Here is a 12373-nt window from a genome sequence, read left to right on the forward strand (position 1 = left end):
CCCACTCTTTGGCAGGCGTCGCAGCGCCAATGCCGCACCGTGCGCCAGCGGCTCGCCCGCGAGCGCGCCGCAGATGGCCGGACTTACGGGTACAGCATCCGCTTGGTCCACCGGCTGGCCGCATCGGCCTCATAGCGCCAGCGCTCATGCAGGCGGAACTTGGCGCCGTACCAGAACTCGAACGCCTGCGGCACCACCCGGAAGCCGCCCCAGCCGTCCGGACGTGGCACCTCACGGCCTTCGAAGGTGGCTTCGACCTTGGCGATCGCCGCATCGAACTCCTCGCGCGAGCCCAGCGTCTGCGATTGCAACGAGGCCCACGCGCCGATCTGGCTCATGCGCGGGCGCGAAGCGAAATACGCGTCCGATTCGTCCGCACTCACCAGCTGCACGCCGCCTTCGATACGCACCTGGATGCCGGCCTCGCGCAAGCTGCGCCACAAGAACAGCAGCGCCGCCTGCGGATGGGTCTGCAGATCGCGGCCTTTTGCGCTGTCCAGATGCGTGTAGAACACGAATCCGCGCGTGTCGAAGGCCTTGAGCAGCACGGTGCGCGCGCTCGGCCGCCCATCCACGCTGGCGGTGGCCACGGTCATTGCGCTGGCTTCCAGCTCGGCGCTGTTCTGCGCCTCGGCATACAGCGCGGTAAAGGTGGCAAGCGCTTCTGCGTACAGATCGGGCATGACGGTAGGTGGCAGCAGGAGAAGCGCCCATTGTGTGCGCATCGCACGCGCTTGTCGCATGGGCTGGCTGTCGCCGCCTGCGCAGTTGGCATTGCCAAGGGTGCGCGGTTGCTGCGGCAGGCACCGGCCGTGCGCAAGACGCACTGGTATTAGCGCACATCGGGCGGCCCGGTCCGCGCGTGCAGAATGCTACGATCCGTGCGCATGAACCCCGCACCCAATCTCGTGATGATCGGCCCGATGGGCGCCGGAAAAAGCTGCATCGGCCGCCGCCTGGCCGAGCGCTTCGGGCTGGAGTTTGTGGATGTGGATCAGGCCATTGTCGAACACGTGGGCAGCAGCATCCCCGCCATCTTCGAACAGCACGGCGAAGCGCGCTTTCGGCAGCATGAAACCGAGACCTTGCAGGCGCTGTTGCAACAGGACAACAAACTCATTTCCACCGGTGGTGGCGCGGTGCTGGATCCGCTCAACCGCGCGCGGATTCGTGAGCGCGGGTTTGTGGTCTATCTGCACGTGAGCGTGCCGGCGCAACTCACCCGGCTGGCGCGCGACCGCAATCGCCCGCTGCTTCAGCGCGCCGACCGCGAGCAGGTGCTGCACGCGATGGCCGCGCATCGCACCCCGCTGTATCAGGAGGTCGCCGACCTCACCCTGGAAACCGATCACTTCTCCCCCGCCGAGGCCACCGCGCAGCTGGTGCTGCGCCTGGCTGCGCAATGGCGCATGTCGAGTACCCCCGCATGACACTTCCCCGTTCCTCGCGCAGCGTCGATGTCGACGGTGCACAGCCGTACACCATCACCATTGCTCCCGGCCTGCTGGCCGACGGCGCGCGCCTGGCCAGCCACGTGCGCGGCCGCCACGTGCTGTTGCTCAGTGACACGCAGGTGGCGCCGCACTACGCGGCCGGCGTGCGCAGCGCGCTGCTGCAGGCGCGCCCGGACCTGCAACTGGGCGAGCTGGTGATCGCCGCCGGCGAAGCCTCCAAGACGCTGGACAACTTCGGCGCCGCCATCACTGCGCTGGCCGAACTGGGCGCCACTCGCGATGCCTGCGTGTTCGCGCTCGGCGGCGGCGTGGTCGGCGACCTGGCCGGCTTCGCCGCCGCCTGCTGGATGCGTGGCGTGGACTGCGTGCAGCTACCCACCAGCCTGCTGGCGATGGTGGATTCGTCGGTCGGCGGCAAGACCGCGGTGGATATCCCGCAGGGCAAGAACCTGGTCGGCGCCTTCCATCCGCCGCGCGCGGTGATCGCCGATACCGACACCCTGCACACCCTGCCCGCCCGCGAACTGCGCGCCGGCCTGGCCGAAGTAATCAAGTACGGCGCCATCCGCGACCCGCTGTTCTTCCAGTGGCTGCACGCCGAACGCCGCGCCTTGCTCGACAGCGATGCGGCAGCGCTGGCACAGGCCATCGCCCGCAGCTGCGAACACAAGGCCGAGATCGTGGCGCGCGACCCGCTGGAAAAGGGCGAGCGCGCCCTGCTCAACCTCGGCCACACCTTTGGCCACGCCATCGAGACCGAGCAAGGCTACGGCGCGCCCGGCAACGACAACCTCAACCATGGCGAAGCGGTGGCGGTAGGCATGGTGCTGGCCGCGCGCCTGTCGGCCGCGCTGGGCATGAGCGACGCACAGGACACCGACGCGCTGCGCACCCTGCTGCAAGAGTTCGACCTGCCCACCGAGATCCCCCCGGCCTGTCGCCCCAGGCCCTGCTGGGGCGCATGCGCCTGGACAAGAAGAATGTCGCCGGCCGCCTGCGCCTGGTGCTGTGGCGCGGCATCGGCAAGGCCGAAGTGGTGCCCGATGTGGACGAGGCGGCGGTGCTGCGGATTCTGGCGGGGTGAGGTTGCGTCGGCTGGTTGAGGCTGCGTTCGCTGGTTGAGGTTGCGTTGGCTGGTTGGGGTGGCCTTGGCCGGTTGAGGGTGCGTTGACTGGTTGAGGGTGCGTTGGCTGGTTGGGGTGGTGTCGGCTAATTGAAGCTGGGGTTGGCTGGGTTGAGGTCGACGTTTGCCAGCAAAGACAAGCACGGACTGCTAGACGGCCACGCAACACCGCCGTCGGACGCCGGCCCGACGCCCACTGATCTGACAGCGCGAAGACATTGCATTGGTAGGAGCGCCCCTGGGCGCGATGGGCCTCACCGGTAAATCCCCATCGCGCCCAGGTGCGCTCCTACGACCACAGCCCAACCCACCTACAGCACGACACCGCTGCCTTTGGATACCGCTGCCTTCGTAGGAGCGTGCCTGCGCGCGATGGGCCTTCTCGATAAAACCCTATCGCGCCCAGGGCGTTCCTGCGAAACGTCTGTGCATCGATCAACCGCGCACCGTCCGGCCTGACGCCTTTTTCAACCACGTAACTGATCGCCGGCCACGAGGCCGACGCATGTGACAGCGCGCCACTGCTGCGCTTGGATACCGTTGCCTTGTAGGAGCGCCCTTGGGCGCGATGGGCCTCACCGATAAATCTCCGTCGCGCCCAGGTGCGCTCCTACGACTAGAGCCCCACGCACATAAAGCGCGACACCGCTACCTTTGGATACCGCTGCCTTCGTAGGAGCGCCCCTGGGCGCGAGGGCCTTCTCGATAAAACCCCAGCGCGCCCGGGGGCGCTTCTAGGTACAGACAACCGCAGCACAGCGCATCAGCCACCAAGGTGATTGCGGCGGCCACTGCGCGCGGTCAGGCATCCACGGCACCGATTTCCGCCCCACTGCCCGCGTTGGACGTTCGCAAGCGGAGCAGCACGGCGCGCCCACTGCCCCCCAGCCTTCAGCACTGCCCGGCTACAATCGGCCGCATGCGCATCCTCCTGCAACACGATTCCGGCGGCAACGAGCCGCTCCGCTACGTCCAGCTGACCCTGCAACCGGACCTGTTCGGTGGCTGGGAACTGCTGCGCGAGAGCGGCCAGATCGGTGGGCGCACGCAACTGCGACGCGACCAGTACCTGCTGCAGGACGAGGCCGACCGGGCGTTCGAAAAGGCCCGCGATACCCAACTCAAACGCGGCTTCCAACTCATCACCGGCGGCGCCGACGCGCCGCGCTGAGGACACATCTCCCATGCTCAAGAACGATCGCCTGCTGCGCGCCCTCAACCGTCAGCCCGTGGACCGCACCCCCGTGTGGTTGATGCGCCAGGCCGGCCGCTACTTACCGGAATACCGCGCCACCCGCGCGCGCGCCGGCAGCTTCCTGGGCATGGCCAAGAACCCGGACATCGCCTGCGAAGTGACCTTGCAGCCGCTGCAGCGGTTTCCGCTGGACGCGGCGATCCTGTTCTCCGACATCCTGACCATCCCCGATGCGATGGGCCTGGAGCTGTACTTTGTCGAAGGCGAAGGCCCCAAGTTCCGTCACCCGGTGCGCGATGCCGCCGCCATCCATCGCCTGGGTGTGCCGGACATGGAAACCGAGCTGCGCTACGTGATGGACGCGGTGCGCCTGATCCGCCGCGAACTGGATGGCGCGGTACCGCTGATCGGCTTTTCCGGCAGTCCGTGGACGCTGGCCTGCTACATGATCGAAGGCGGCGGCAGCAAGGAATACGCGCGCATCAAGGCAATGGCCTTCAATGCCCCGGACGTGCTGCACCACCTGCTCAGCACGGTGACCGATGCGGTGATTGCGTACCTGTCTGCACAACGTGCGGCCGGTGCGCAGGCGCTGCAAGTGTTCGACACCTGGGGTGGCGTGCTGTCGCCGGCGATGTACCGCGAATTTTCGCTGCCCTACCTCACCCGCATCGCGCGCGAACTCGAACGCGGCGACGGCGCCGAGCGCACTCCGCTGGTGCTGTTCGGCAAGGGCAACGGCGCCTACGTGGCTGACCTGGCCGCCAGCGGTGCCGAAGCGGTGGGTGTGGACTGGACCATCTCGCTGGCCGACGCCGCTCAGCGCGCCGGCGGCCGCGTCGCCCTGCAAGGCAACCTGGACCCGGCCACGCTGTACGGCTCGCCCGAGGCGATCCGCAGCGAAGTCGGCAAGACCCTGGACAGCTACGCCCAAGGCAACGGCGGCTCGCGCGAGGGCCACGTGTTCAACCTCGGTCACGGCATGTCGCCGGATATGAATCCGGATCACGTCGGCGTGCTGGTGGAAGCGGTGCAGAGCCTGAGCAAGCGCTGATGCATTGCGTGATCGACAGCGCCGATGTTCGCTGTCGATCATGGCTCGGTTATGCGCATGCATCTGGTCAGCGCAGCGACTGATGGCGCTTACCAGCACACGCACCTTGCTGGACAGAAAAGCCGAAAATCCTGTCGGTTAGCAAGCCACAAACCACGGCAAAGCGTGATGACAGCTCTTTGAGCCAATGGCGAGACACGCATGCTGCTCGCAGCAGTCGTCACTTACTGCAGCGCGCTCCCGTCCATCTCCTACAGCCAACTGGTGGCAGCGCTCTGTGCTCGCGCACGCCATCTGCGTTGATGTCATCCACGCGACGCAGCGCACCGCGTAAGACCGCGCCACCCAGGCCAGAGTCCGCGTACAACGCGTGCACCGCACCGACGGACCGCTATCTGCAATCGTCCCGCACATCGGACCGATTACAGGCTCATGCGCTTGCGGCTGGCAACGCCTACCGACGCACACCCTGGGCATCAGTGGCGTCGCACCGCCCACATTCGATGCGTCGATGTCCCACTCTCGAATCATGGCGTGGTGATCAGGCAGCGCACTCGTCAGCAGCCTCAACCGTAGCAATCGATCGACACGCACTTGATCGTCCGGCACACATCGCAAACGCGATCGCGCGCACAACCTGTGGCGCTTGGCACACGCAAAGCCATCAAGCGGAAAACATTCAAAGATCACCGCGATTGCCAACTGCGGCGCTCCCGTCGGTTCTACGGGGATTTAGTGCAAACCGCATCGCGGTTTACCGCTGAACGCGCTGCAAGATTCGATAAAACCGGCATTAAGTCGGATACAACGCTAAAGCAGAACAGCATTCACGTCGTTAACCCCGGTATTGCCATCGTTAACCCCAATTTCTTCGATCGATGGCGCTCTATTGTGGCGACACGGTGATGCGGTGGAACTGCACATTCTCTCGACAGGCCAACGACCTGGCAAACCTCGACACCGTCGCGCTTTTCAAGCATTCCAACCGTCGTCACATTCCAAGGAGAGACACATGGCATTTCCAACCGCCGTCAATGACCAGATCACCGACTCCGTCACACAAGCCAACACCAAGGTGCTGGGCGATGCCCCGGCCATCGCCATGGGCAATCTGTATCAGGCCACCGCACAAGCGTTGGCAAACGCCGCGCACAACGCGACCAACGCGCAGCAGCAAAGCTACGTCACGGCGCAGTCGGCCACCACGATGGGGGTCGCCACGCTCTACTCCATCGATACCGCCACCACCGGGATGGCGACCAAGCAGATCCTGAGCACCGGCGTGAAGGGCCTGGGCTGAGTTAATCGCATCGACCCCTGAACCATAAGGAGCAAGAAATGGCATTCCCGACCGCAGTCAATAACCAGATCACCGATTCCGTTACCCAGGTCAATACCAAGGTCCTGGGTGACGCGCCCGCAATCGCCATGGGCAATCTCTATCAGGCAACGGCGCAAGCGCTGGCCAATGCCGCCCATAACGCGACCAATGCGCAGCAGCAGAGCTATGTCACCGCGCAGTCGGCCACCACAATGGGTGTGGCGATGCTGTACTCCATCGACACCGCCACCACCGGTGTGACCACCAAGCAGATCCTGAGCGTTTAATCGCCAGGCTGACGCCAAGGACATCCGCGCATGGCATTTCCCACCGCCGTCAACGACCAGATTACCGACTCGGTCACCCAGGCCAACCTGCAGGTACTGGGAAGTTCCCCTGCCGCAGCCATGGGCAATCTGTACCAGGCCACCGCGCAGGCGCTGGCAAACGCAGCCCACAACGCAACGCTCGCGCAACAGCAGATGTACATCACCGCACAAGCAGCCACCACGATGGGCGTTTCGCTGTTGTATTCGCTCGATACCGGCGCCACGGGTGCCGCCACCAAGAAGATGCTCGGCTAACCGCTAACGCCGCAACGTCTTCATTCTTTCACTACCTCAAGGAGCTATCACCATGGCCTTTCCGACTGCCGTCAACAGCCAGATCACCGATTCGGTTTCCCAGGTCAACACCAAGGTCCTCGGCGATGCGCCGGCGATCGCAATGGGTAATCTGTTCGTCGCCACCAGCCAGGCGCTGTCCAACGCCGCCCACAACGCCACCAACAACCAGCAGCAGTCCTACGTGACGATGCAGGCATCGACGACCCAGGGTGTGTCCACCCTGTATGCGATCGACACCGCGTCCGATGGCGTCGCCACCCGGGAAATCCTGAGCGCCGGGCTTCGGTAATCGGCAACCGGGCGCCGCTGCAGCCACAAGAGCGGCGCCCGGTCTGCACTGCCATTGCCGCTCTGACCTACCCCCTGGACGTATCGAGAAAGGACGCATCATGTTGCAACTACATCATGTCCCCACGTCCAACACCCTGGACGTGGTTGTGAGACTGATCAGAGGCCGCACCATCGTGGCGACGTTCGCGCCGCACCAAAAAGCGGTGATGAACGTCGAGTTCGACAGCATCCTGCCGGTGATTCCAGGCGTTGAGCCCTTGGTCTACCGCCAGCAGTCCGACAGCGTGATCGACGTGCCGTACGGCAATTTCGCACTCCTCGAACGCGTACACAACGGCGTGGCCTTGCAGTACGCGTGCAAACACGAGCCACAGACCAGCGTCCTGTTCGCGGCATCGGTCAGCGTTGCCCAGCGCAGGCCGTTGTTGGCCTAGCACGCAAACGCCAGCGCACGGTCATGCAGCCCAGCGCACGTGCCGCAAGCGTGGCCAGCCTGGTCGGCACTGCCGCCACGGGCGCGGCGCTGACCATCGGGCAGGCCCCGGCTTTTGCAATGGGCGCGACGTATCTGGCGCTAGCGGACTCGATCGCACTGGCAATGGAAAACGCCGTCGCCAACCAGCAACGCGGACAGGTGCTTGCCGATGCGGCCCTCACCCAGATTCTCGCCTTAATCATCCAGAAGGGAGCGACTTCGTCATGATCGACGACAGTACCGTGAACAGCCAGATCGTCGACGCCGTCAGCAGCATCGTGACGCTGACCACCGGTCAGGCACCTGCGCAGGCGCTCGGCATGCTCGATGCCGTGATGCTGGAGACGCTGGGCATGGCGATGCACAACGCGGTCAACCGACAGCAGGGCGCCGGCATGATCAATGCCGCAGCGATCACCGCGGCCTGCGCCAAGATGATTTCGGCACCGTTCCCGGTTCCAGCGCCGTTGCCACCCGCACCACCCGGCCCTGCACCGACAGTCGCGCCCTTGCCTGGGCCGCCGCCGATGCCGCCTCCGCCGGCAGCGCTGATCGCCGCCGCCGCTGCAGAAGCCAAGGTGGCCGTCGATGTGCTGAAAACGCAAGCGCAGGGAGCGTCGGCAAACGCGGCGACCGCAACCGCCGACCTGATGCAAGTGCATGCACTGAGCGTGCCGCCCCCTCTGCCCACCAGTCCTCCCGCCCCCGGCGCCGGCTCAGATCATGCTGCCACTTCTGATGCTTCTGCTGCTGCACCCGCAACTGCAGTTGTTGTCACTCCCGCAGCTGTTCGTGCATCTGCACCTATTGCTCCTGTTGCACCTTCATCTACATCTAGCTCTGCACCTGCACCTGCGCCACCGCCTCAGTCGTAGACCGTCTACGGACATGGCGTGTTGCCCCCCTATCACCAGGCCTCATTGAAAGGCGGCCGATCCTTCCATGGGAACCAAGATGGAACCGACAAAGGTCAATGCGCAGGTCATCGACGTCATCAACCAGGTGCAGCTTGCGACCATGAGCCCGCAGGTCGTACTGACAAGCGGAGCCGGCAAAGCCTATCAATCGGTGGCGCAATCGACTGCCATCGCAGTACAGGACGCCACCGATGCGCTGCGCAATGTCTCGACCATTGCGACTACCGCGGTCGGCGTGGCGATGGCGCAGTACCTGGCTACCGGCGACGACAAATATGTTGTCGCGCTCGTCCAGGCGCAGGCACTGATGCAGGGCGCCACCGACGACTTCGCCAGGATCGGTTCGGCGGCAGGCCTGGTGCTGAAGAATTTCCCCGCTGGTTGAATCCACAAGGAGTGATGCAATGTCCGTTTCTGTCGCAGGCCGCCTGATCTCGATGCCAAGAATGTTGTCGTCACTGGGAAGGCAGGCCATGGCCTTTATTGATGGAGGCACGCAATGGCTGGACTGGGCGATCCAATCGCCCGGGGCGCGCTATGACTTCCCCGACGAGACCAGCTTGCTCGACGAGGTGCAGCAAGGTCTGCATGGCTCGCGCCTGACCTTGCTGCCGCAGCTGGCGCTGAAGGTCAGCCCGGTCAAGCTGATGACCTTGAGTTCGGCCGACCTGGGCACGCTCGCACAGGCAGAATCCGGCGATACCGGGTCGGTGGTCAAAGCGCAGCTGCAGCGCATTTTTCACGACAATGCCTTGTTTACCGCAAGCGACCTGGCCGCAGGCCGTAGTCTTCTGACGCAGTTGAAGGTCGATGGCGCCGGAGTGTTCCAGTCGCTGGACCTGCAGGAAAGCCTGGCGCTGCGCCAACTGGCCGCCGAAGCGCCGCCAGCCAACGTGACGCCTGCGCTACAACAGGAGGCCGCCGCATTCGCCATCGAGCAGGCGCGCACACCGCTGGAATTTTGCGATTACTACCGCTTCTATCTGGCCTGCACCGCCACGCTCGCCACTGAGGACAAGCGCGCGCTTGCGGCGGCCTCGGCACTACAGACACTGCTGCCGCTGCTGTTCGCTGCCCTGGATTGCCCACAAGTGCAGGGGCTGCCCTCGCCCAACGAGGTCGCAATGAGTGTTGCCGAATGGCTGGCGCGCGGTCGCCAGATCGGTTTCGCGCGGTTATCGCTGGCCGCCCAGCAGATCGTCCAACACACCCGCTACCAAGGCGAAGGCGACAACAAGGCAGCAAGCGATGCAGTCCGCCTCTATCTGCAGTCTGCGCAGGCATTCCTGGCGGCCAACCGGCCCAGCCATGGCGTGCTGGGCCAGGATGGCAACAGCTGCGTGTTCGCCATGCAGAACGACACTCTGGCTGCGTTGCTACAGGTCAACAACGGCATCATCTCGCTCCGCGATTTCGGGGCGGCGCCAGCGAGTGCGGGTGCGAGTATGAGTGCGAGCATGCCCCAGGATGCAGAGGAGCCGGAGTGAACGCACCAACGTCGCTTCCCGCGGCAACAGACCAGGCCCCGCCGACGATCAGCGCCGCCGACGCGGCCCGCAACGCGGTGCACGCAGGACGCGCCGCGGCCCTGGCTGCCGCACGCCAGGGCATGACGCAGGCCGAACACGCACTGGACGAGATGCTGCGCACGCTCGCGGCGCAGCGCCCGCCCGATACCGCATCGCTGCCGGCACCGATACAGCACCCGCGAAGCGATGCCGTTGCCCCGCTCCAACCCGCTTCCACTTCAGGAGACACCGACATGTCCGACGACACCCTTCCGACCCCAGCAGCCACGACCGCTGCAGCGCCAACCGCGAGTACTGCGCAACCGCCTGAGCCATCGGCAATCGATGCCGCGTTGCAGGCCGCACAAGCTCAGGTCGAACAGGCAATAGCCGCCAGCGAGAGGGCCGTACAGGCGGCGATGCAGGCCGCAACCGCCGCCGTCACCGACAACGAGCAGGCGGTTTATGCATCCCGTCAGGCATTGCAGCAGGCCGATGAAGCCGCAACCGCTGCCGTTGCCGCCGCGCAGCAGCAGGCCGAGCAGGCGATGGCGGCGACAGTAGCGGCATCGCAGCCGGCCGCAGGATCGCCATCGAACGGAGGCTGAGGCCATGCAGGTCTATGCCGCGTTGTGGGATGAAGCGGGCACCTATCTGATCGCACGCAAACGCTATTTCAACAACTGGTGGGGGGATCAGTCCGCACCGGTGTTGGCGGTGGAAGCGGTTGCGCTGTTGTGCAAAATCACTGCGAATGCAGCCGGTGTCAGCCCACCCTTTCCAGATGCCGACTGGGACAGTGCTCGAAACTGCCTGCGAGGAGCGTGGCTAGCCGCCAACGGCCTGCGGGAGAAAGATGCAGCCTACATCGGCGCAGCGCAGGCACTCGGTCTTGCATACCAGAATGCCTGCACCGACAGTCCAAGTTGCGATGCAGTCACCGACAAGGCCATGGAGGGCGCCGGCCACCTGCTCAGGGTGAAGTTCGGACCGAGCTCGTCTCGTACAAAGACAGGCGAATCGCTGGAAGCGAAAATCAAAGGCGCCGGCAGCGATCCTCTGCAATGGAACGCTGCATGCGTGGAGGCCGACACGCTGGCAAGCGACATGCGGGAATGGGCCCGGCAAAAACCGTTGGCAATCGTGAACCAGGCTGGCCAGTGGGCACTGCCTGGCGGCCGTCTCAATCCCGGGGAATCTCCCGAACAGGCGGCGCGGCGCGAATTTAGCGAGGAAACCGGCTTCGCTGTTGAAAATCCCGCCGACTTTTTGCGGGATCTCGACATCGAACTGAAGGATCCCGGTGGGAACGCTTTCCAGCTGGTGCGTTTCAAGAGCACGGCTGCACTCGATGGCATCGTGGATGTCATCAATCGGGCGATCAGGTCGCGAGTCGGCGCCAATCGACCGAACGCAAGTGCGGTGTGCGATTGGGAGATCGCCTCGGTGCAACGCATCGATCGATCGCAAGTGACCCACTACCTCGGCGTCCACCAGCCGTTGGCGCCGCAGACCATCGAGGAAGGCGCTTACGTCAGCGCAAAACTCGCCTATCCACCCAAGCCAGGCCCGCCTTATCCAACCACTCGTGACGACACTTGGCCGCGAAGAGAAAGCCAGGCAATTGGTTGGTACGCACAAATGGCCACGTATCTGCAGACATCTCCCTGATTCCGATCTCGACGCTTCCTCCCCTCGACGCGGAGTTTCACCATGACCTTCCACACCGGCTTCGACGCCGACCGCTTTCCGGGCCTGCCCGCGCTGGCCTGGCTGAAGACAAATACCAGCCTTGCCTGGTGCGGCTATTACCTCGCACCGGCGCCCAGCCATGCCGATACCGGCTGGATGGGATGGCGGCCGACGCTGGTCGCCAAGGGCTGGGGATTGGCACCGGTCTATCTGGGCCAGCAGACCACTGGCCCAGGCGCGCACTTTGTGACCGCCGAGCAGGGCGGCATCGACGGCGCGCAGGCCGCCGCGTTGGCCGCCAGCGAAGGATTTCCAACTGGCGCCACCGTCTACCTGGACTGGGAGGACGGCAGCCGCCCCGGCGCCGCTGCGATCGCCTACATCCGTGCCTGGATCGTCGCACTGGCTGACGCCGGTTATGCGCCGGGGCTGTATTGCTCGCATGTGCTGGCAGCGGACCTGGTGGCCGATCTGGCGCCGGGGCCGAGTCCGCAGATCTGGGCATGGCGTGTCGCGAGCGTCGGCACGCATCCCTATGCCGGCGACATTCGCACGCTGACGGCATCAGATCCGGCCGGCTGCGGCTATGCGCACGCTGCGCTCTGGCAGTTCGAGCAGGACGCGGTGCTGTCGCTGCCCGGCACGCCCTGCGATGACCTGGAAATCGACCTGAGTCATTCGGCCGTCGCGGATCCGAGCACGCCGTGAGCACAGATC

The 12373-nt window shown here is 65.0% G+C and carries 16 protein-coding genes and 1 pseudogene; 16 read left to right on the forward strand and 1 reads right to left on the reverse strand.

Translation table 11 applies throughout. The annotated features are described in order from the left end of the window. Positions 1-83: 83 nt before the first annotated feature. Positions 84-683: a pyridoxamine 5'-phosphate oxidase gene (pdxH, locus tag ACZZ0O_RS21240; protein WP_463591772.1), complete on the reverse strand. Its 600-nt coding sequence runs from the start codon at positions 681-683 to the stop codon at positions 84-86. Positions 684-887: 204 nt separating this feature from the next. Between pdxH and ACZZ0O_RS21245 the strand changes: the two genes are divergently transcribed. The 16 genes and pseudogenes from ACZZ0O_RS21245 to ACZZ0O_RS21320 all read left to right on the forward strand — a co-directional run bounded on the left by ACZZ0O_RS21245 (position 888) and on the right by ACZZ0O_RS21320 (position 12364). Further along, entirely contained in the window at positions 888-1430 is a 543-nt protein-coding gene (locus ACZZ0O_RS21245) for a shikimate kinase (RefSeq protein ID WP_055850381.1), read from the forward strand. Then, positions 1427-2538 (forward strand): annotated as a pseudogene (gene aroB / locus ACZZ0O_RS21250) (3-dehydroquinate synthase). Before ACZZ0O_RS21245 ends, aroB begins: the two are co-directional and overlap by 4 nt. Positions 2539-3496: 958 nt before the next feature. Next, entirely contained in the window at positions 3497-3748 is a 252-nt protein-coding gene (locus ACZZ0O_RS21255) for a WGR domain-containing protein (protein WP_039414382.1), read from the forward strand. 13 nt (positions 3749-3761) lie between these two features. Further along, the gene (gene hemE, locus ACZZ0O_RS21260) at positions 3762-4826 is read left to right on the forward strand and encodes a uroporphyrinogen decarboxylase (RefSeq protein ID WP_055849442.1); all 1065 of its coding nucleotides are present in this window, start codon (positions 3762-3764) and stop codon (positions 4824-4826) included. Positions 4827-5838: 1012 nt separating this feature from the next. Then, a complete protein-coding gene (locus tag ACZZ0O_RS21265; RefSeq protein WP_055849437.1) occupies positions 5839-6126 on the forward strand; it encodes a RebB family R body protein in 288 nt (95 codons plus the stop codon). Between the two features lie 38 nt (positions 6127-6164). Beyond that, positions 6165-6434: a RebB family R body protein gene (locus ACZZ0O_RS21270; RefSeq protein ID WP_055849433.1), complete on the forward strand. Its 270-nt coding sequence runs from the start codon at positions 6165-6167 to the stop codon at positions 6432-6434. A gap of 30 nt (positions 6435-6464) precedes the next feature. Further along, complete coding sequence (locus ACZZ0O_RS21275; protein WP_055849430.1) at positions 6465-6731, forward strand: RebB family R body protein; 267 nt, start codon at positions 6465-6467, stop codon at positions 6729-6731. A 52-nt stretch (positions 6732-6783) separates the two neighbouring features. Then, complete coding sequence (locus ACZZ0O_RS21280) at positions 6784-7062, forward strand: RebB family R body protein (RefSeq protein ID WP_104614476.1); 279 nt, start codon at positions 6784-6786, stop codon at positions 7060-7062. A gap of 148 nt (positions 7063-7210) precedes the next feature. Continuing rightward, positions 7211-7498 (forward strand): hypothetical protein, encoded by a 288-nt coding sequence (locus ACZZ0O_RS21285; RefSeq protein WP_463591774.1) that lies wholly within the window; start codon positions 7211-7213, stop codon positions 7496-7498. A 50-nt stretch (positions 7499-7548) separates the two neighbouring features. Continuing rightward, complete coding sequence (locus ACZZ0O_RS21290) at positions 7549-7767, forward strand: RebB family R body protein (protein ID WP_228324248.1); 219 nt, start codon at positions 7549-7551, stop codon at positions 7765-7767. Continuing rightward, positions 7764-8414, forward strand: a complete 651-nt coding sequence (locus tag ACZZ0O_RS21295; protein WP_082473490.1) for a RebB family R body protein — start codon at positions 7764-7766, stop codon at positions 8412-8414. Before ACZZ0O_RS21290 ends, ACZZ0O_RS21295 begins: the two co-directional genes overlap by 4 nt. Before the next feature lie 79 nt (positions 8415-8493). Next, on the forward strand, positions 8494-8841 hold the full coding sequence (locus ACZZ0O_RS21300) for a hypothetical protein (RefSeq protein ID WP_055850379.1): 348 nt from the start codon (positions 8494-8496) through the stop codon (positions 8839-8841). An 88-nt stretch (positions 8842-8929) separates the two neighbouring features. Further along, positions 8930-9943 carry a hypothetical protein gene (locus ACZZ0O_RS21305; protein WP_463591775.1) on the forward strand — a complete coding sequence of 338 codons (1014 nt, stop codon included), beginning with the start codon at positions 8930-8932 and terminating at the stop codon, positions 9941-9943. After that, positions 9940-10572, forward strand: a complete 633-nt coding sequence (locus tag ACZZ0O_RS21310; protein ID WP_463591776.1) for a hypothetical protein — start codon at positions 9940-9942, stop codon at positions 10570-10572. The genes ACZZ0O_RS21305 and ACZZ0O_RS21310 overlap by 4 nt, the downstream gene beginning before the upstream one ends. Positions 10573-10576: 4 nt before the next feature. After that, positions 10577-11635 (forward strand): NUDIX domain-containing protein, encoded by a 1059-nt coding sequence (locus ACZZ0O_RS21315; protein WP_463591777.1) that lies wholly within the window; start codon positions 10577-10579, stop codon positions 11633-11635. A gap of 42 nt (positions 11636-11677) precedes the next feature. Beyond that, positions 11678-12364, forward strand: a complete 687-nt coding sequence (locus tag ACZZ0O_RS21320) for a glycoside hydrolase domain-containing protein (protein WP_463591778.1) — start codon at positions 11678-11680, stop codon at positions 12362-12364. Positions 12365-12373 lie beyond the last annotated feature (9 nt).

It is taken from the genome of Xanthomonas sp. AC360, assembly GCF_979258225.1.